Annotated in this window: 16 protein-coding genes and 1 pseudogene; 3 read left to right on the forward strand and 14 right to left on the reverse strand. The window is 73.7% G+C overall.

The window, feature by feature from the left end; translation table 11 throughout:
* Window positions 1–30: 30 nt before the first annotated feature.
* The 6 genes and pseudogenes from AC54T2_RS14865 to AC54T2_RS14890 form a co-directional block, all read right to left on the reverse strand.
* Window positions 31–633 carry a TetR/AcrR family transcriptional regulator gene (locus AC54T2_RS14865; protein ID WP_496666574.1) on the reverse strand — a complete coding sequence of 201 codons (603 nt, stop codon included), beginning with the start codon at window positions 631–633 and terminating at the stop codon, window positions 31–33.
* Complete coding sequence (locus tag AC54T2_RS14870; protein WP_186342050.1) at window positions 630–1,913, reverse strand: SGNH/GDSL hydrolase family protein; 1,284 nt, start codon at window positions 1,911–1,913, stop codon at window positions 630–632. The genes AC54T2_RS14865 and AC54T2_RS14870 overlap by 4 nt, the downstream gene beginning before the upstream one ends.
* Window positions 1,914–2,005: 92 nt before the next feature.
* A complete protein-coding gene (locus AC54T2_RS14875) occupies window positions 2,006–3,580 on the reverse strand; it encodes an SLC13 family permease (RefSeq protein WP_206054568.1) in 1,575 nt (524 codons plus the stop codon).
* A 152-nt stretch (window positions 3,581–3,732) separates the two neighbouring features.
* Window positions 3,733–4,713 (reverse strand): annotated as a pseudogene (locus tag AC54T2_RS14880) (RNA polymerase sigma factor); the annotation flags it as partial.
* A 641-nt stretch (window positions 4,714–5,354) separates the two neighbouring features.
* Window positions 5,355–5,933, reverse strand: a complete 579-nt coding sequence (locus AC54T2_RS14885; RefSeq protein ID WP_186342048.1) for an HhH-GPD-type base excision DNA repair protein — start codon at window positions 5,931–5,933, stop codon at window positions 5,355–5,357.
* Between the two features lie 39 nt (window positions 5,934–5,972).
* Window positions 5,973–6,374: a universal stress protein gene (locus tag AC54T2_RS14890; RefSeq protein ID WP_489976062.1), complete on the reverse strand. Its 402-nt coding sequence runs from the start codon at window positions 6,372–6,374 to the stop codon at window positions 5,973–5,975.
* 186 nt (window positions 6,375–6,560) lie between these two features.
* On the opposite strand from AC54T2_RS14890, the gene AC54T2_RS14895 reads away from it, so the two are divergent.
* The gene (locus AC54T2_RS14895) at window positions 6,561–7,040 is read left to right on the forward strand and encodes a hypothetical protein (protein WP_186342046.1); all 480 of its coding nucleotides are present in this window, start codon (window positions 6,561–6,563) and stop codon (window positions 7,038–7,040) included.
* A 42-nt stretch (window positions 7,041–7,082) separates the two neighbouring features.
* Here the strand turns inward: AC54T2_RS14895 and AC54T2_RS14900 are convergent, their stop codons facing one another.
* A complete protein-coding gene (locus tag AC54T2_RS14900) occupies window positions 7,083–8,546 on the reverse strand; it encodes a glutamate-cysteine ligase family protein (protein ID WP_186342045.1) in 1,464 nt (487 codons plus the stop codon).
* Between the two features lie 53 nt (window positions 8,547–8,599).
* Entirely contained in the window at window positions 8,600–9,586 is a 987-nt protein-coding gene (locus tag AC54T2_RS14905) for a DUF4192 domain-containing protein (RefSeq protein WP_496666575.1), read from the reverse strand.
* Between the two features lie 206 nt (window positions 9,587–9,792).
* Between AC54T2_RS14905 and AC54T2_RS14910 the strand changes: the two genes are divergently transcribed.
* Window positions 9,793–11,094, forward strand: coding sequence for a DNA polymerase IV (locus AC54T2_RS14910; RefSeq protein ID WP_489976065.1), 1,302 nt, complete (start codon window positions 9,793–9,795; stop codon window positions 11,092–11,094).
* Between the two features lie 327 nt (window positions 11,095–11,421).
* Here AC54T2_RS14910 and AC54T2_RS14915 read toward each other — a convergent pair whose 3' ends face one another.
* The 3 genes from AC54T2_RS14915 to AC54T2_RS14925 all read right to left on the reverse strand — a co-directional run bounded on the left by AC54T2_RS14915 (window position 11,422) and on the right by AC54T2_RS14925 (window position 14,124).
* On the reverse strand, window positions 11,422–12,267 hold the full coding sequence (locus AC54T2_RS14915) for a 5-oxoprolinase subunit C family protein (RefSeq protein WP_496666576.1): 846 nt from the start codon (window positions 12,265–12,267) through the stop codon (window positions 11,422–11,424).
* Entirely contained in the window at window positions 12,264–12,857 is a 594-nt protein-coding gene (locus AC54T2_RS14920; RefSeq protein ID WP_186342041.1) for a 5-oxoprolinase subunit B family protein, read from the reverse strand. The genes AC54T2_RS14915 and AC54T2_RS14920 overlap by 4 nt, the downstream gene beginning before the upstream one ends.
* Window positions 12,858–13,374: 517 nt before the next feature.
* Window positions 13,375–14,124, reverse strand: a complete 750-nt coding sequence (locus AC54T2_RS14925; protein ID WP_186342040.1) for a 5-oxoprolinase subunit PxpA — start codon at window positions 14,122–14,124, stop codon at window positions 13,375–13,377.
* Window positions 14,125–14,308: 184 nt separating this feature from the next.
* Between AC54T2_RS14925 and AC54T2_RS14930 the strand changes: the two genes are divergently transcribed.
* Window positions 14,309–15,271 carry a sigma-70 family RNA polymerase sigma factor gene (locus AC54T2_RS14930; protein ID WP_186342039.1) on the forward strand — a complete coding sequence of 321 codons (963 nt, stop codon included), beginning with the start codon at window positions 14,309–14,311 and terminating at the stop codon, window positions 15,269–15,271.
* 15 nt (window positions 15,272–15,286) lie between these two features.
* Here AC54T2_RS14930 and AC54T2_RS14935 read toward each other — a convergent pair whose 3' ends face one another.
* The 3 genes from AC54T2_RS14935 to AC54T2_RS14945 are packed head-to-tail and all read right to left on the reverse strand — an operon-like array spanning window position 15,287 to window position 18,532.
* Window positions 15,287–16,603 (reverse strand): glycoside hydrolase family 3 protein, encoded by a 1,317-nt coding sequence (locus AC54T2_RS14935; RefSeq protein WP_496666577.1) that lies wholly within the window; start codon window positions 16,601–16,603, stop codon window positions 15,287–15,289.
* 28 nt (window positions 16,604–16,631) lie between these two features.
* The gene (coaE, locus tag AC54T2_RS14940) at window positions 16,632–17,234 is read right to left on the reverse strand and encodes a dephospho-CoA kinase (RefSeq protein WP_496666711.1); all 603 of its coding nucleotides are present in this window, start codon (window positions 17,232–17,234) and stop codon (window positions 16,632–16,634) included.
* Between the two features lie 29 nt (window positions 17,235–17,263).
* Entirely contained in the window at window positions 17,264–18,532 is a 1,269-nt protein-coding gene (locus tag AC54T2_RS14945; RefSeq protein WP_496666712.1) for an aspartate aminotransferase type Ic, read from the reverse strand.
* Window positions 18,533–18,637 lie beyond the last annotated feature (105 nt).

An 18,637-nucleotide genomic window follows, 5' to 3' on the forward strand; every position in this document is an offset into this window, starting at 1 on the left:
AGCACCCGCCCACCCCGGCCTGCCGTGCGCTCAACGCAGGCGGGCCGCGAGGTAGGCCACGATCATCAGCTGGAGCTCGGCGAGGAGCGGGTCGCGGGCCGGGTCGCCGGCGGGGTGGCGGGCGAGGGCGTGCCGCACGGTCTCGATGCAGAGCCCCAGCACCTCGCGCAGCTCCGGGTCGGGCGTGGTGACCCCTGCACCGCGGAGGGCGCGGGCGAACTCGTCGACCAGCTGCTCGCGCACGACGTGGGCGGGCGAGTCGACGCGCTCGGGACTGACCTCCTCGGTGAGGCGGTAGTAGCCGGGATGCTTCAGCTGGAGGGCGGCCGCGCGTCGGAGCAGCTCGCCGAGCACGGGTCCGAGGTCGTCGAGGGACGCCATCTGGGCCACCGCGTCGGCGTACGCCCGGGTGGCCGCCTCGAGGTAGCGCGCGGCGAGGGCGCCCACGATCGCGTCGAGGTCGGGGAAGAACCGGTAGAGCGCGCCCACCGACAGGCCGGCGCGCGCCGCGATCCGGGTGGTGCTGGACAGGGCCACCCCGCGCTCGCCGACCTCCTCGTCGGCCGCCCGCAGGATCCGGTCGACGGTCTCCCGGGAGCGGTGCTGCTGGGGGTCGCGCCGGGCGCGGGTCACTGCGTGGTGATGACGCCCGACGAGGCGCGCGTGCAGGTCACCGACGCGCGGGCGGCCAGCCACGCCCCGCGCAGGCACTGGCCGAGCGCGCGGTGCCCGGCCGCGTTGGGGTGCCACGACTCCTGGCAGGTCTGGTAGTAGTCGGAGCAGGTGTCGGTGACCCGCTTGATGTCGAGCTTGTCGTAGGGCCCGAAGCTCTGCACGTGGACACCGCTCGGGCCGTCCATCACCCGCAGGGGCGTCGCGAGGGAGTTGCCGGGGCTGCCCGGTGCCTCGCACAGCCGCGCCCCGTCGAAGGCGCGCTGCACGTTGAGGTAGGTGATCTTCGCGGCGGGTCGCTCGGCCCGCAACGTGGCGGCGACGCCGCCGACGAGGCTGCCGAGGTTCTGGCTGAACCGGTGGGCGGGAGCCAGCGAGTCGATGTCCGCGGGGCATCCCGCGGCGTAGCGCTCGTCCACCAGGGCGCGGTACTTGTCGCGGGTGTCGCTGCGCCCGTCCTCGGTGCGGTACTGCTCGGCGTACGCCGGCGGGAGCGGGTTGGTGTAGTCCTGCAGCACGACCCGGTGGTCGCCGTCGGCGTCCACCTCGTCGAGCACGTCGAGCACCTGGCGCACGGCCGCGGTGGTCTCGGCGCGCGCCGCCGCGAGCTGGGCCGCGGTCGCGAAGTCGGCGTCGCTGCACGCGCGCTCGTTGAGCTCCTCCCCGGTCACCCAGTTGATGAAGTGGATCCACACCTCCCACCAGCCGGTGTAGCCGTCGGCGACGAAGCGGCCCGCGCACTCCGCGGCGACGCCGCCGAAGGTGAACTGGCTGTTGTTGGACCCCAGTCCCAGGAGCACGAGGTCGATGTCGCCGGTCTGCGCGACCGTCCGCAGCTGCGCGATCTGGGCGGCGACCGTACGTCCCGCTGGGCGCGCGCTCGACGCCGCGGCCATGTCGGCGGGCTGCGCCCCCGAGCACGCGAGGTTGACCCGGCGCGAGATGCCCGGCAGGTCGGCGACCTGGATGGACGCGTTCGCCGAGCGGTGGCAGAAGTAGGGGTTGCTGTTCGGCGACGCCCACCCGGGGAAGCCCTGCGCCACGCCGTTCTGGTCGGTCACCGCGACGTAGCCGCCCGCCCCCTCACCGCTGATGAAGCTGTCGCCCATCGCCACCGCGGTCGGCGGCAGCGGGTCGGCCGAGGCCGACGGCGCGAGCGCCAGCGTGCCGGCGGCGGTCGCCGCGGCCACGAGCAGCGCCCCGGCGAGCGAGGTCAGCGTACGAGCACCACGTCCGAGCATGGGGGCCTCCCGAGAGGAACGCGAAAGGGGATTCGCGTTCTCGATCGTGCGCCCGTCCACGGCTCCCGTCAAGGGTGGCCGCGGGTGGGTCCTCAGCCGATGCCGAGGACGTTGGCCATCGTGGTGACGCCGGCGACGATGATCACGATGCCGATGATGTCGAAGACGATGCCCGAGCGCACCATCCGGGTGATCGGGACCAGCCCGGTGCCGTAGACGATCGCGTTGGGCGGCGTCGACACGGGCAGCATGAACCCGTAGGACGCGCCGAAGACCGCGGCGAGCGCCGGGATCGACGGGTTGACGTCGGCGGCGAGCGCGAGCTGGATCGCGATCGGCGCCACCACGCCCACGCTGGCGGTGTTGCTCGTCGTCTCGCTGATGACGACCGCGATGACGGTCGACAGGAGCGTGATCGACAGCAACGAGCTGACCCCGAGCAGGTCGCTCAGCCCGGTGCCCATCGACTCCGCCAGGCCCGTCGATCCCAGCAGGCCGCCGAGTGCGATGCCGGAGCCGAAGAGCACGATGGTGCCCCAGTCGATGCGCGACGCGTCGTTCCAGGTGATGGTGAACTGCCGCCGCGGCCAGTCGACGGGCAGCAGGAAGAGCAGGCTGGCGCCGAGGATGGCGACCGCCCCCTCCTGCAGGTGCGCCGACACGGACTCGTAGAACGAGCCCTCGCCGCCGGTCAGGAGCGCCACGAAGCCGGGCAGGATCCAGAGCGTCACCGTGACCGCGAACGCGATGAGCGTGTTGCGCCCGCCCCGGCCCATGGGGCCGAGGTTGGCGCGCTGCTCGCGAATGAACTGCTCGGCACCCTCGATCCGCTTGGTCTCGGGCTTGTTGAGCCGCAGCAGCACGATGCAGAGCGCGACGAACATCAGCGCCACGATGGGGAAGGCGAGCAGCATCCAGGTGAAGAACGGGATCTCCTCGCCGGTCTCCTGGGTGATCAGCTCGCGACCGATGAGGTTGGGCGGGCTGCCGACCGGCGTCAGCAGGCCGCCGACGCTGGCGCCGTAGGCCACCATCAACAGCAGCGCGGTCGAGAACCGCAGCCGGCGTACGTCGTCGGGGTCGGCGTCCTCGTCGGACTGCGCCGACACGCGCCCGGCCAGGAAGCCGATGATCCCCATCGCGATCGGCATCAGCATCGCGGCGCTGGCGGTGTTGGACACGAACGCGCTCAGGCCCGCGCTGATCAGGCCGAAGGCGACGACGACCCGCACCGTGGAGGAGGCGACACCGGGGATGCTCAGCACCCCGTAGGCGAACCGCTGGTCCAGGCCGTGCTTGCGCATCGCCTCGGCCAGCACGAAGCCACCGATGAAGACGAAGATCGTGGAGTTGCCGAAGAGGGCGAAGACATCCTCGGCCGGGGCGACGCCCAGCAGGACGCACGCCGCCATCGCGAGCATCGCGGTGACCGGGATCGGGATCGCCTCGGTCATCCACCACACGATCACCAGGCTGAGGATCCCGGCGAGCTTCTGGGCCGGCTCGTCGAGGCCGGAGCAGATCAGGTAGACCACGACGGCGACGACCGGGCCGATGGCCAGGCCCGACGTGCGCCGCAGCCGCTCGAAGCGCTGCTCGGCCGGGCTGAGCGTCTCCTCGACCTCGTCGAGGGTGCGGTACGTCGCGGGGCGGGCGTGGTCGGACACGGCGGGCTCCTCGGGTCGGAAGGCCCAGACGCTAGCCATCGCCGACGGGCCCGTCCACACCCCAACCGGTCGCCCCCGCGGACGCGACGACGGCCCGGATCCGCGGGGATCCGGGCCGTCGTCGTCAGGTCGTCCAGACGACCGGTGGTCGATCAGTCCAGGTAGTCGCGCAGCACCTGCGAGCGGCTGGGGTGACGCAGCTTCGACATCGTCTTCGACTCGATCTGGCGGATCCGCTCGCGGGTCACGCCGTAGACCTTGCCGATCTCGTCGAGCGTCTTGGGCTGGCCGTCGGTGAGGCCGAACCGCATCGACACGACACCCGCCTCGCGCTCGGAGAGCGTGTCGAGGACGGCGTGCAGCTGCTCCTGCAGGAGCGTGAACGACACCGCGTCGGCCGGGACGATCGCCTCGGAGTCCTCGATCAGGTCACCGAACTCCGAGTCGCCGTCCTCGCCGAGCGGCGTGTGCAGCGAGATCGGCTCGCGGCCGTACTTCTGGACCTCGATGACCTTCTCGGGGGTCATGTCGAGCTCCTTGGCCAGCTCCTCCGGAGTGGGCTCGCGGCCCAGGTCCTGGAGCATCTGGCGCTGGACGCGGGCGAGCTTGTTGATGACCTCGACCATGTGCACCGGGATGCGGATGGTGCGGGCCTGGTCGGCCATCGCGCGGGTGATCGCCTGGCGGATCCACCACGTCGCGTAGGTCGAGAACTTGTAGCCCTTGGTGTAGTCGAACTTCTCGACCGCACGGATCAGGCCGAGGTTGCCCTCCTGGATGAGATCGAGGAAGAGCATGCCGCGACCGGTGTAGCGCTTGGCGAGCGAGACGACCAGGCGGAGGTTGGCCTCGAGCAGGTGGTTCTTCGCCCGGCGACCGTCCTCGGCGATCCACTCGTACTCCTCGAGCATCTTCGGGCTGATCCGGCCGCCCTTGGCGAGCTTCTCCTCCGAGAACAGCCCGGCCTCGATGCGCTTGGCGAGCTCGACCTCCATCTCGGCGTTGAGCAGCGGGACCTTGCCGATCTGCTTGAGGTAGTCCTTGACCGGGTCGGCGGTGGCGCCGGCCACCATGACCTGCTGCTCCGGCTCGTCGGTCTCGTCCGCCGCGGAGACCGTGAAGGCCTGCTTCTCGTCCTCCTTGATGGTCGGGTCGGCGACGACGTCCTTCTCGAACTGGTCGTCGGGGATGTCCGGGAGCACCTTCTTGCCGTCCGGTCCGACCACGACGGGCTCGACGGCACCGAGGTCGACGACCTCGTCGGCCGGGGCCGCGGCGGCCTTCTTGGCCGCACCCTTCTTGGCCGGGGCGGCGCTCTTGGCGGCGCTCTTCGGCGCGGCCTTCTTCGCCGCCGCGCTCTTGGCGGGCGCCTTCTTGGCCGCCGACGAGGTGGCGGCACGCTTGCTGGTCGCGGCGACCGCGCGGGTGCCCTCCGCGTCGATCTGGACCGAGATCCCGAGACCGCTGAGATGCACCAGCAGCGCCTTCAGGTGCCGAGGCTCGACCCCGGCCTCCTCACTGGCTCGCCGGACGTCCTCGGGGGACACGGTGCCCGCTGGGGTGGCACCGGCCAGGAGTGCGGCGATGGAGGGGTGCGTGAGCACCTCGGCGGGGAGCAACTTGCGTGCGTGTGAGGACACGAACACCTCTCGTCAAACAGCTTCGGGGCGCGGCGAGGCCCGGTGACGTCAAGAGCCGCGCCGTAATTGTGCCACGGCCCTCCTGAGGACCAACCACCGGCCGCACCACCGCGCGTGTCGGCGCCCGGCTGCGCTCAGCCGGAGACCTTCGGGGCGGACTTCGCGGCCGCCTTCGCGGCCTTCTTGTGGTCGCGCACCTTCTGCAGCGACTCGGCGTCGACGACGTCCGCGACCGAGCGGTGGCCGTCGAGCGCGTAGTCGCCGACGGCGGCCTCCCAGCCCTCGGGGCGCACTCCCAGCTGCTTGGCCAGCAGTGCGACGAAGATCTGCGCCTTCTGCTTGCCGAAGCCCGGCAGCGCCATCACGCGCTTGAGCAGGTCCTTGCCGTCCGCGGCCTCGGTCCACAGTCGCGAGGCGTCCCCGCCGTAGGTCTCCTCCACGATGCGGGCCAGCTCCTGGAGCCGGGCTGCCATCGAGCCCGGGAAGCGGTGGATGGCCGGCGGCGTCGCGGCCATCGCCGCGAACTCCTCCGGGTCGGCGGCCGCGATCGCCTCGGGGTCCACGCTGCCGAAACGGTCGAGCACCTTCGCCGGGCCGCGGAACGCGTGCTCCATCGGGTACTGCTGATCGAGCATCATGCCCACGAGCAGCGCGAACGCGGAGTCGTCGAGAACCTTGTCGGCGGCGGGGTCGCCGGTGATCTGGAAGCCCATGGGGCGATTGTGCCCGACGTCGTGACCGCCTCGCGCCGGCTACGTGGCCTTGACCGCCAGGACGGGGCACGGGGCGTCGAGCAGGACGCGCTGGGCGTTGCTGCCGAGGATGAGCTTGCCCACGGGCGAGCGGCGGCGCAGGCCGATGACGAGCAGCTCGGCGCCGTTGGCCTCGGCGATGCTGATCAGGTCCTCGGCCGGCTCGAAGCCGCGCACCAGCTGGCGGACCTCGTGCTCGACGCCGCTGTCCTGGAGCTGCTTCTCGATCCCGGTGAGCTCGTCCTCGGCGGCGCGGGCGGCCGACCCGTCGAAGTCCTGGCCACCCCGGTGGGAGTTCACCACCACGAGCTTGCTGCCGCGCAGCTTCGCCTCGTTGATCCCGGCGGCGAGGGCGGCCTCGCCCTCCGGCTTGGGGACGTATCCGACGACGACGGTGCCCATGGTGTCTCTCCTCTTCTCGTGGCCACAGCGCCTCGCCGGTGGCCTGGTGGCACCGTAACGGAAACCACAGGTCTTACGCAGCCTGTGGAGGGGTGGGTCGCGAACCGCTCACTGGGGCACGCTGGGCGCGTGCCCCCGCCCCCTCCCGCGACAGGCCCCGCGACCCCTCCGGCGAGCCCGGTACGCATGCCGGTCGGTCCCCGGGTCGGCGCACCGCCCGCGGCCCAGCCGCCCGTGCTGGCGGCGGTGCACGCCCCGGTCGAGCGGTGGACCCACGACGTCCTGCGCGCCGCCACCCTCGAGCTCGTCGAGGGTGAGACCCGGCGCCGGTTCCCGCCCGCGATCCACGCCGGCGTCCCGGGGCGCTCGGCCCGCCACGTCGAGGACCCTCCGGTCGCCGACGCCGGGGCGCGCGCCGACGTCGTCCTCGCCCTGCTGCGCACCGCGACGTCGCTGGCCCCCCGGCCGCTGCTGTGGCTGACCCGTCCCGGCGAGCTCTCGCCGCACGACGACGACCTGCGCTGGCTCGGTCCCGCCGCGTGGGCCGCGCGGGCCCTGGGCCTGCCGGTGGGCCTGGTGGTGGTGACCCGGCGCGGGTGGTTCGACCCGGTGAGCGACGTGCGCCGCGAGTGGCGTCGCCTGCGCCCGCGCCCCGGCGCCCGCTGAGCACCCGCACTCCCCCGTGCTGCGCGCGAGGTCGGTCCCGGGTCAGTCCCAGGTGTGCACGGGCTCGTTGCTGTGCATTCGGTCGCGGTAGTCGAGCAGGGTCGCCCGCAGCGCGTCGAAGCGGTCGGGGCCCCCGCGGGCGCGCACCCGGTCGACGAACCAGCCCGCGCCGCTCGCCTCGGTCTGGCAGCGCTGCTCGATGATGCCGAGGTAGCGGTCGCTCTCCTCGGTGGGCACGCCCCACGACTCGAGGCCCGCGCGCGCCATCGGCAGCAGCCGGCGCAGCATGAGCTCCGTGGCGCGGACCTGTCCCAGGCCCGGCCAGTAGACCTGCGCGTCGACGCCCATCTGGGCCGCGACGTGGAAGTTCTCCTCGGCCGCGGAGAAGGACATCTGCGACCACAGCGGGCGCTCGCTCTCGACGAGGTAGCGCACCAGGCCGAACCACAGCGCCGCGTTGGCGATGGTGTCGGCGACCGTCGGCCCGGCGGCGAGCAGCCGGTTCTCGACGCGGAGGTGCGGCATGCCCAGCGAGATGTCGTAGACGGGACGGTTCCAGCGGTAGACGGTGCCGTTGTGGAGCTTGAGCTCGTGGAGGGCGGGCGTGCCGCCCGACTCGAGCACCTCGAGCGGGTCCTCCTCGTCGGTGACGGGCAGCAGCGCCGGGAAGTAGCGGACGTTCTCCTCGAAGAGGTCGAACACCGAGGTGATCCACCGCTCGCCGAACCACACCCGCGGCCGCACCCCCTGCGCCTTGAGCTCCTCGCTGCGGGTGTCGGTCGCCTGCTCGAACAGCGGGATGCGCGTCTCGCGCCACAGCTCCTTGCCGAGGAGGTAGGGAGAGTTGGCCGACACCGCGAGCTGCACGCCGGCGATCGCCTGGGCGGCGTTCCAGTAGGCGGCGAACTGGTCGGGTGAGGTCTGCACGTGGAACTGGGTGCTGGTGCACGCCGCCTCGGGCACGATCGAGTCGGCCGTCGTGGTGAGCCGCTCCCTGCCGGAGATGCTGATCGTGATGTCCTCGCCACGCGCGGCGAGGATCTGCTCGGACAGGAGCTTGTAGCGCGGGTTGGAGCTGAGTGACGAGACGGTCATGTGGCCCTCGGCGAGCGTCGGGAGGATGCCGATCATCACCTGCTGGGCGCCCACCTCGGCGCCCTTCTCCTCGGCGTCGTTGAGGGAGCGGCGCAGGCTCGCCTCGAACTCCGAGAGCCCGCCCTCGCGCAGCTTGGCCGGCGCCACGTTGATCTCGATGTTGAACTGGCCGAGCTCGGTCTGGAAGTCGGGGTCGGCGATGGCCTCGAGGACCTCGGCGTTCTTCAGCGCCGGGTCGCCCACCTCGTCGATGAGGTTGAGCTCCATCTCGAGACCCGTCATCGGGTCGTCGGTGTCGAACGCCGACTCGCGGAGCATCCGCGCGAACACGTCGAGGTTGCGACGCACCTTCTCGCGGTGCCGCGTCCGGTCGGCCCGGCTGAACTCCTGCTGCGCGACCTCTTCACCCATGGCGGCACCCTAACCACGCGGCTGCCCGGTGGACACCGTCCCGAGGGCTGGGCTCACGCCGCCGGGTCGCCGCTCGCGCCGAGCGACGGGCGCAGGGCCGCCCAGGCGTCGGGCGGCGTGGCCGCCTCGAGGAGCTGGGCCACCAGCCCGGCGAGGGAGTGCGCCTCCTCGACCTCGCGGCACCGGTCGACCGCGCACCACGCGAGGGCGCCGTCGCCGGAGAGCCACGCGGCGAACGCCAGCACCGCGGCGGGGCCCGCGACGTGCGACGTCGGCAGCCGTCGCACCGCGTCGGACCACAGCTCCACCGCCGGGCGGGCCGTCGACCGGTCGAGCCACACCCACGCCTCGTCGCGGCGGGCGCCGACGCGGACGCTCGCCGCCACAGAGGCGAGCTCCGCGGCCGACAGCGTGGTGCCGGCACGGACGTGACGACGCACCAGGCCGCCGAGGGCGCCCTCGGGCAGCGGCACCGCCCCCCGGAGGTGGGTGTCGGTGCGGCGAGCCGCGGCGGGGTCGGTGGCGAGCGTGGCGCGCAGGGCGTCGCGGCTGGCGTGGGTGACCCGGCCCTCGAAGACCGACCGGGCCGTGAACGGGTGCTCGGAGCGGGCGAACGGCACGCCCTGGTAGGCGGCGAGCGGGGCGCCCGGCAGCACGGCGTACCAATGGTCGTCGTGGACGCGCAGCACCTCGCGCACGCCGATGCCGGCGGCGGTGAACTCGTCGTGGAGCGACCAGGCGGCCTCGTCGGCGACGGTCGTGTCGTCGTCGTAGACCACGGCGACGACCTCGCGGACGTCGTTGAGCCGGGCGGCACGCAGGAGCGCCTCCACGACGTCGTCGACGTCGTCGGGGTCGTGCGGCAGGTCGACGCGGGCATGCATCCCGCCCGGGCCGACGCTCACCACCACCGCGGAGCGCTGGGGCACGAAGCCGAGCGCGAGGGGCACGAAGGCGACGATGTCCTCGGGGGTGCGCGCGCGCATGGGGGCGGCGCCCGGGGCGAGGGCTGACGGAGGGACGGGCTCGAGGGGTTCCATGCCGAGGACGCTTCCCGCCGGCACCGACCGTCCACGCCCTCCGGCGCGCGGCGCTGTGGACGACGGCGGATCCGGCGGACCTGTGGACGACTGGCGGCCAGCCCTCGTGCCGTTCGGGAGGAGGGGGCGGCGGTGACGGGGACGCCGACCGGGATGCGGGAGGATGGCGGCGTGACGCAGTCCTCCGCCTCGGGCCGCACCGGCTGATGCGCGGCACCGCGTCGATCCTGCACCTCGACCTGGACGCGTTCTTCGCCGCGGTCGAGCAGCGCGACAAGCCCTCGCTGCGCGGCAAGCCCGTCGTCGTCGGCGGCACCGGCGGGCGGGGCGTGGTGTCCACCGCGTCCTACGAGGCTCGCAGGTACGGCGTGGGGTCGGCGATGTCCACGCGCGAGGCCAGGGCCCGGTGCCCCCACGCCGCGTTCCTCAGCGGGCGCTTCCACGCCTACCGCGACACCAGCCGACGGGTGATGCAGGTGCTGCGGGAGCTGTCCCCGCTGGTCGAGCCGCTGTCGCTGGACGAGGCCTTCGTCGACCTCGCGGCCGCCGACCTCCCCGACCTCGAGGTCGCCACCGTCACCGAGGCCGGCGCCGAGCTGCGGCGGCGCGTGCAGGAGGTGACGGGCGGGCTGACGGCGACGGTGGGCATCGCATCGTCGAAGTTCCTCGCCAAGGTGGCCAGCGAGCTCGACAAGCCCGACGGCATGACCGTGGTCCCGCCCGGCACCGAGCTCGACCTGCTCCGCCCGATGCGGGTCAAGGTCATCCCGGGCGTCGGGCCGGCCACGGCCGAGCGGCTGCGCCGCGCGGGCATCCACACCGTCGCAGAGCTCGAGGCGGTGACCGAGGACGAGCTCGTCCGGCTGCTCGGGCAGGCCCAGGGCCACGGCCTGTGGCAGCTCGCCCGGGCCCAGGACTCGCGGCCGGTGGTCGCCGAGCGGGAGGCCAAGTCGATCAGCGTGGAGAGCACCTACGACTCCGACCTCACCGACCGCCGGCTGATGGAGGGACTGCTGACCCGGCAGGCCCGCGAGGTGGGCGCTCGCATGCGCAAGAGCGGCTACAGCGGGCGCACCGTGACGATCAAGGCACGGCTGCACGACTTCACCACGCTCAGCCGGTCGAGCACCCTCCCCAGCCCGACCGACGACGCCGGCACCATCGCCCGGGTGGCCCGCGCGCTGCTGGCCGACCTCGACACGACCGGCGGCGTGCGCCTGCTCGGCGTCGGCGTGTCCGGTCTCGCCGACTGGGTGCAGGAGGACCTCTTCGGGGAGGCCGAGGAGGAGGACGAGGCCGAGGTCGTGCTGCCCGAGCCGCCGCGGCGCACGTGGCCCCCCGGCGCGGACGTGGTGCACGACGAGATGGGCGCCGGGTGGGTGTGGGGCTCCGGCGCCGGGGTGGTGACCGTCCGCTTCGAGACCGCCGACACTCCCCCGGGGCCGGTGCGCAGCTTCCGGGTCGACGACCCGGCGCTGCGTCGCCTCGAGCCGCCGCCCGAGGACTGAGCCCCGCCGGCCGAGTCGGCCCGTCCTGACACGCCCAGCCCGTCGAGTCGGCCCGTCCTGACACGCCCAGCCCGTCGAGTCGGCCCGTCCTGACATACCCAGCGCGTCGAGTCGAGGGTCAGGACGCGCCCACTCGACCCTGTTCGGCGGTCAGGACGCGCGGTCCTCGCCTACGACACCGCGACTCCGGCCGTCGCCAGCGCCCCCGCCGCCGAGCTCCACCTGGTGCTCGACGGCCGCATCACCCAGCTGCGGATCATCTTCGACCGGCTTCCGTTCGCCCTGGCGCGCGGCGACGTCGTCCGGCCGCCGGCCCCGTGAGCCCCCTCACACGACGCGGACCAGCACCTCGTCGCCGGGGCGCAGCTGGGCGCACCCGTCGAGGTCGTCGTCGTCGACCGTCGCGACGACCGGGTAGCCCCCGGTCGTGGGGTGGTCGGCCAGGAACACCACGGGCTGGCCCGACGGCGGCAGCTGCACCGACCCGAGCACGATGCCCTCGCTCGCGACCTCGCCCGCCCGCCGGGCCAGCCGCGGCCCCGTGAGCCGGAGGCCGACGCGGTCGCTGTCGGCGGCGACCGCGTACGTCGCCCCGTCGAGGTGGGCCCATCCGCGCGCGTCGAGCCAGTCGGCCCGCGGCCCGCGCCGCAGGCGCAGCACCGGCTCGCGCGGGCGTACGACGACCGCGGGCGGCGGCAGCGGCAGCCGCCCGGGGGTCCCCAGTGCGAGCACGTCGCCGGCGGCGAGCCGGGGCGGACCGATCCAGGCGAGGGTGTCGGTGGACCGCGACCCGAGCACCGCGTCGACCCCGAGACCGCCGGAGAAGGCGACGTAGGACCGGACGCCCGTCGTGGCCGGTCCCACGGTGACCAGCGCACCCTCCGGCGCCGTGACCGCCGCGCCGTGCTCTACCGCCCTGCCCCCGACCCGCACGGCGCACGTCGCGCCGGTGACCGCCAGGGTCACCGCGCGCAGCGGCCGCAGCACCACCCCGCCCACCGTCGTCTCGACGACCGCGTCATCGGGAAGCCCGCCGACCAGGCGCCGGGCCAGCGCCGCGGCGCCGCGGTCCAGCGCGCCCGCTCGGGGGACGCCGAGGTGGGCCCACCCACACCTCCCCCGGTCCTGCAGCGTGGACAGCGGGCCGGGATCGACGACCTCGACGCCGCTCACCCGACGGCCTCGAACCGCACGCGGGTGCCCGGGGCCAGGAGCGCCGGCGGGTCGCGTCGGACGTCCCACAGCGCGGCGTCGGTCGTGCCGATGAGAAGCCAGCCGCCGGGCGATGCCGCGGGATAGACCCCGCACCAGGCGTCGGCGAGGCCGACCGCGCCGGCGGGCACTCGGGCCCGCGGCGACTCCAGCCGCGGCACGGCGCGCTCGGCGGGCAGCCCGGCGAGGTAGGCGAAGCCCGGCGCGAAGCCGCAGAAGGCCGCCGTCAGCTCGAGCGAGGTGTGGAGGTCCACCACCTCGGCGCTCGTGCACCCCCAGTGCTCCGCCACGCGGGCGAGGTCGGGACCGTCGTAGCGCACCGGCACCCGCACGAGCGGGCCCTCGTCCGCGGACCCGTCGCTCGACCACGCGGGCAGCACCTCGCGCACCGCCTGCGGGTCGACACCGTCGAGCAGCACGGTCGCGGCGGCCGGGACGACCTCGTCGACCCGCAGCCCCGAGCGCCGCACCCAGGTGGCGAGAGCGGCGGCGGCCACCGCGTCCTGCACCTCGACCAGGCAGGCGCGGGCGCCGACGTCGATGACCCTCACGGCGGCCATTGTGCACCGGGGCGCCGCGCTCCCGGGCCTGTTCCCGCCGCCGGCCGACGGGCCGGAACGCCGCCGGAACGCGGCCGGAACGCGGCTGGAACGCGGCTGGAACGCGGCTGGAACGCGGCCGGAACGCGGCTGGAACGCGGCTGGAACGCTGGGGCATCATGGAGACGGATCCCGGTGCGCTGGGCGCACACAGGTGAGGGGCTCCCGGTGGTATGAGCACCAGGAGCCCCTCAATGTGATCGGGGTGGTGACGTCCGATCCACCGAACCGGCCTCCCGGCCCCCACAGTCCCCGCCACCGGGCCTGCGCGGCGAGCAAGTCGCCGTCTGGAGCTGTTCGTCCGATCCGATCCCCGACCCCGCCGGAGCGGTGTCGGTAGGCAGAGTTCTACGTGGTGCGGCGGGCGTCCCGCAAGGCTTTCGAGCGACAAACCCGCGGTCCCACAGGGTTGCCCACAGAAGTCATCCCGTGATCCACATCACAGCCCCTCTCCTCCACAGGGACGGGCTCAGCCTGTGGACGGCCAGCAGGTGGCGACGGACAGGCCCGCCAGCTCGAGCGAACGCCGGACGGCCGCCGCGGTCCGCACCGCCCCCGGCGAGTCGCCGTGGACGCAGACCGAGTGCACCGTGGCGGCGAGCTCGACGGCGCGCATCGCCACCTGGTCGGGATCGCTCACCAGCGCGCCCGGCCGGTCGCGCGCGAGCAGCCCGCCGTCGGCGGTGTAGCCGCGGTCGGGGAAGCCCTCGTGCCGCACCCCGCGGCCGCGGCGCTGCGCCATCGCCAGCAGGAGCGAGCCGGGCATCCCGAGCACCGGCAGCCGGCCCGAGCCGTCCAGCACGGCGGCCGCCTGCTCCTCGTCGCGGGCGACCCGGTGGTAGAGCGCGCCGTGCGGCTTGAGGTAGGACACGGCTGTCCCCTCGGCCGCCGCGAGCTCGGTCAGGACGCCCACCTGCTCGGCCACCTGCTCGCGCAGCACGTCGCCGGCCACGTCCAGCTCCACGCGGCCGAAGCCCGCGCGGTCGGCGTACGACACCTGGGCGCCGACCGCCACGCCCCGCCGGACCGCACCCGCGCACACCGCCCGCATCGTGGCGCGGGTGCCGGCGTGGAAGCCGCACGCGACGTTGGCGCTGGTGACCAGGGCGAGCAGCCCCTCGTCGTCGGTGACCTCCTCGCCGAGGTCGGCGTTGAGGTCCACCGCGAAGGGGTCGACGGCATGAGGGTCGACCGCGTGGGAGTCGTCGGGGGCCGGCATGGGCCCCAGTCTCCCCGGACGACCCCTGAGAAGTCCCTGAGAGTTGGTGGATCGTGCAACTCGAGTGGGTACTGACTCGTCAAGGCAGATGAAGGCACCGGATCCGGTGGGGAATCCCGCGACGGACACAGGCGTTGGATCAGATGTGCGACACGGGGTGGTCGCACGGGAGCAGGAGGACGAGATGAGCACCGCACAGGCCAACCGCACGACCACCACTCGTGAGATCGAGGGCCGCGACAGCGTGGGCCTCTACCTCGACGAGATCGCTCGCACCCCGCTCCTCGACGCCGAGACCGAGGTCGAGCTGTCCAAGACCATCGAGGCCGGCCTGCTGGCCCAGCACCTCCTCGACACCGGCCGGGTCGGTCGCCGCAAGGGCGGCGCCCCGATGAGCGCCAACGAGGCCGAGCTCGAGTGGCTCGCCGAGCAGGGTCGGCTCGCCGTCGACCGGTTCATCGAGGCCAACCTGCGTCTGGTGGTGTCCATCGCGCGCAAGTACGGCCGCTCGCAGATGCCGATGCTCGACCTGATCCAGGAGGGCAACACCGGCCTGATCCGCGCGGTCGAGAAGTTCGACTACACCAAGGGCTACAAGTTCTCGACCTACGCCACGTGGTGGGTGCGCCAGGCGATCACCCGCGGCATCGCCCAGCAGGCGCGCGTCGTACGCCTGCCCGTGCACGTCGTCGAGGAGCTCAACCAGGTCGGCAGCGCCCGCCGCACCCTCGAGCGCCAGCTGGGCCGCGACCCGGAGCCCCACGAGATCGCCACCGAGCTCGGCATGGACCTCGACCGGGTCCTCGACCTGATGAGCTGGGGACGCGACCACGTGTCGCTCGACACGCCGGTCGACGAGGACGGCGACACGTCGCTGGGTGACCTGATGGCTCAGGAGACCGCGCCCGGTCCCGACCTCAACGTCCTCGACGCGGAGGCCCGCCAGCGGCTCGACGACCTCGTCGGGATCCTCGACGAGCGTTCCGCCGACATCGTCCGCGCGCGCTACGGGCTCGCCGACGGGCGCCAGCACAAGCTGGCCGACATCGGTGCCCGCCACGGCATCTCCGCCGAGCGGGTCCGCCAGCTCGAGCGCGAGGCGCTGCAGAAGCTGCGCCGCGCCGGCGACCCGGACCTCGCTGCCTGACCCGGACCGGCAGCCTCAGTACGCCGCGGACTCCAGGTCCGCGCTCGCGGCCCGTGCCCGCTCGACCACGTCGGCGGGGACGGGCCGTCGTGCTGCCACCCGCGCCTGCCACAGCTGCACCGCCACGACCCGGGCCGCGGCCTCCTCCACGCGGCTGCGCGAGACCAGCCCGGAGTCGATGGCGTCGGCGACGATGCCGTGGGTGGTGGCGGTGTCGACCGGCATCAGGAGCAGGTCGGCGCCCGCCTGGAGGGCCTGCAGGGCCGGGGTCGGCCTGCCACCGACGGCGCCCATGCCGAGCGAGTCGGTGATGGCGACGCCCTCGAAGCCGAGGTCCTCGCGCAGCAGGTCGTAGACCTCCGGCGCCATGCTGGCCGGCACCCCGGGAGCGATGGCGGTCAGGTCGAGGTGGCTGAGCATGACCGCCGGCGCCTGCTGCCGGAACGCCGACTCGAACGGCGGCAGGTCCTGCGCCGCCAGCTCGGCGCGGGTCGAGTCGAGCACGGGGAGCGTGTCGTGGCTGTCGCTCGTGGCGCCGCCGTGGCCCGGGAAGTGCTTGACGGTCGACACGACGCCCGCGTCGTCGTAGCCCTTGATCGCCGCGCCCACCGCCTGGGACGCCAGCCGGGGGTCGGTCGAGGGAGACCGGGCGCCGATCGTGGGGTCGGCGGCTCCGATCGTGACATCGGCGACGGGGGCGAAGACCCAGGTGAAGCCGAGGTCGCGCAGCTCGAGGCCGGTGGCGAAGGCCGCGGCCCGGGTGACCCGGCGCCCGAGGCGGGCGTCGGCGGCGATGGCGAGGCCGGCGGTCTGGAAGTGCGGGAACTCGGTCGCGATGCCGCGCAGGTGCGACACGTAGCCGCCCTCCTGGTCGACGCCGATGACGGGCGGGTGGTCGCGGCCGTCGGCCGCGGCGGCGTCGACGATCGCCGACGTCATCGCCAGCACCTGGTCACGGTCGCTCACGTTGGCGCCGGTCACGGAGACGCCCGCGAGGTGCAGCTCGCGCACCATCCGGGCCGGCTCCTGGGGGTCGGTGCCGTGGAAGCGGCCCACGATCACCCCGCCGGCGAGCTGCTCGGAGCTCCACGAGCCGACCAGCTCGCGGGCCTGCTCGAGCTCACCCGTCGTCGGGCCCCAGCTCGTGGGGGCGTCGGGGTCCTCGGACTCCTCCGCCTCGGGGGCGGCCTGCCCGGAGTCGTCGGTCGCGGAGGGCGACGACGAGGACGTCGACGGATCCGCGTCGTCACTCGTCGAGGTGAGACCGGCGCACCCGCCCAGGAGCAGGACGCTCGTCGCGATCACGGCCAGGCGGGGTCGGAGCGGGGACACCCCGCGGAGGTTACCGGCCGGACCCGCGTCAGCCGGAAACGCGGGCGCGCTCCGCCAGCTCGGCGTGGATCGCCTCGACCTGTCGGCGCAGGTCGTCCAGAGAGCCGGTGTTGTCGACCACGTGGGTGGCGATCGCGAGCCGCTGCTCCCGCGTCGCCTGCGCGGCGATGCGGGCCTCGGCGTCCTCCCGCGTCCAGCCCCGGTCGCCCGTCATCCGCTCGACCTGCAGCTCGGCGGGCGCGTCGACGACCACGACCGCGTCGAACGATCCGCCCCGCCCCACCTCGGCGAGCAGGGGGATGTCGTGCACGACGACCGAGTCCGCGGGTGCGGCGGCCTCGAGCTCCGCGCTGCGCCGGTGCACCAGCGGGTGGATGATCGCCTCGAGTCGCCGGCGCGCGTCGGGGTCGGCGAAGACGAGCGCGCCCATGGCGGGCCGGTCGAGCTCGCCCTCCGGGGTCAGCAGCTCGGGCCCGAACTCCTCGACCACCGCCTCCAGCCCGGGCGTGCCCCGAGCCACCACCTCGCGGGCGATCAGGTCGGCGTCGACGACGACCGCCCCCAGCTCGGCGAGGATCGCCGACACGGTGCTCTTGCCCGAGGCGATGCCTCCCGTCAGGCCGACACGCACGGTCACAGGTCCTCCCCCACGACGACGGATCAGGAGGCCGTGGCGCGCTCGACGGCCTGCTCCGCCGCGGCCAGCAGCACGCAGGTCGCCACCGCCTCCATCGCGGCGGTGACCTCCTCGAGCGGCGGCATCGTGGGCGCCAGCCGGATGTTGGTGTCGTCAGGGTCCTGCTTGTAGGGGAACGACGACCCGGCCGGGGTCAGCGCGATGCCGGCGTCCTTGGCGAGCGCCACCACCCGGCTCGCGGTGCCGGGCACCACGTCGAGGTTGACGAAGTAGCCGCCGGCCGGGGCGTTCCAGGTCGCCACTCCGCGACCGCCGAGGCGCTCGGAGAGCACCCGGTCGACCTCGGCGAACTTGGGCGCGATGATCGCGCGGTGCCTGGCCATGTGGTCGCGCACGCCCTGCGGCGAGCCGAAGAACTCGGCGTGGCGAAGGTGGTTGACCTTGTCGGGGCCGATCGACCCGGTGCCGAGGTGCTGGAGGTACCAGCGGACGTTGTCGGTCGACGCGGCGAGGAACGCCACCCCCGCACCGGCGAAGGTGATCTTCGACGTGGAGGCGAACATGACCGGCCGGTCGGGGTGGTCGGCGGCCGCGGCGAGGCTCAGGATGTCGGCAGTCTCGGTCTCGTCGTCGCCGAGGTGGTGCAGCGCGTAGGCGTTGTCCCAGAAGATCTTGAAGTCGGGGGCCGCGGTCGGCATGGCCGCCAGCCGCTCGGCGACCTCGACGCTGCAGACGGCGCCCGTCGGGTTGGCGTACGTCGGCACGACCCACATGCCCTTGACGCTCGGGTCGTCGGCGACCAGCGCCGCGATGGCGTCGACGTCGGGACCGTCGTCGTTCATCGGCACCGTCAGCATCTCGATGCCGAGGCTCTCCAGCAGCGTGAAGTGGCGGTCGTAGCCCGGCACCGGGCACACGAACCTGACCTGGTCCTCCTTGCTCCACGGGCGCTTGGAGTCGACGGCGCCGAAGAGCATCATCCAGACCAGGCAGTCGCGCATCATCGACAGGCTGGAGTTGCCGCCCGCGACGACCTGGTCGACCTCGACGCCCAGCAGCTCGGCGAACATCTCGCGCAGCTCGCGCAGGCCCTCGAGGCCGCCGTAGTTGCGCACGTCGACCCCGTTGGCGTCGCGGGCCTCGCTCGGGAGCCGCAGCAGGTCGTCGGCGAGGTCGAGCTGCTCGGCCGACGGCTTGCCGCGCGTGAGGTCCAGCTTGAGGCCCCGCGCCTTCAGGTCCTCGTAGGCCGCCCGCTGCTCCTCGAGCAGGGTGGCGAGGTCGGCGGCGGACATGTCGGCCAGCGGAGTCGCGTTCACCCCCCAAGGTTACCGAGCCGCGACGCGCTCCGGGCCGGTCGTACCCACGGAGCGGGACGCCCCGGCGACCGTTCGTGCGCA

The sequence above is a fragment of the Nocardioides sp. Z35_8 genome (genome assembly GCF_059621125.1).

What these genes read in the sequence shown, in the direction of transcription:
- AC54T2_RS14870 (WP_186342050.1), bottom strand. Translation starts at nt 1,913, where the DNA reads ATGCTCGGACGTGGTGCTCGTACGCTGACCTCGCTCGCCGGGGCGCTG.
- AC54T2_RS14895 (WP_186342046.1), top strand. Translation starts at nt 6,561, where the DNA reads ATGCCGGTCGGTCCCCGGGTCGGCGCACCGCCCGCGGCCCAGCCGCCC.
- AC54T2_RS14900 (WP_186342045.1), bottom strand. Translation starts at nt 8,546, where the DNA reads ATGGGTGAAGAGGTCGCGCAGCAGGAGTTCAGCCGGGCCGACCGGACG.
- AC54T2_RS14925 (WP_186342040.1), bottom strand. Translation starts at nt 14,124, where the DNA reads ATGCCGGCCCCCGACGACTCCCACGCGGTCGACCCTCATGCCGTCGAC.
- AC54T2_RS14885 (WP_186342048.1), bottom strand. Translation starts at nt 5,933, where the DNA reads ATGGGCTTCCAGATCACCGGCGACCCCGCCGCCGACAAGGTTCTCGAC.
- AC54T2_RS14930 (WP_186342039.1), top strand. Translation starts at nt 14,309, where the DNA reads ATGAGCACCGCACAGGCCAACCGCACGACCACCACTCGTGAGATCGAG.
- AC54T2_RS14890 (WP_489976062.1), bottom strand. Translation starts at nt 6,374, where the DNA reads ATGGGCACCGTCGTCGTCGGATACGTCCCCAAGCCGGAGGGCGAGGCC.
- AC54T2_RS14910 (WP_489976065.1), top strand. Translation starts at nt 9,793, where the DNA reads ATGCGCGGCACCGCGTCGATCCTGCACCTCGACCTGGACGCGTTCTTC.
- AC54T2_RS14945 (WP_496666712.1), bottom strand. Translation starts at nt 18,532, where the DNA reads ATGTCCGCCGCCGACCTCGCCACCCTGCTCGAGGAGCAGCGGGCGGCC.
- AC54T2_RS14905 (WP_496666575.1), bottom strand. Translation starts at nt 9,586, where the DNA reads ATGGAACCCCTCGAGCCCGTCCCTCCGTCAGCCCTCGCCCCGGGCGCC.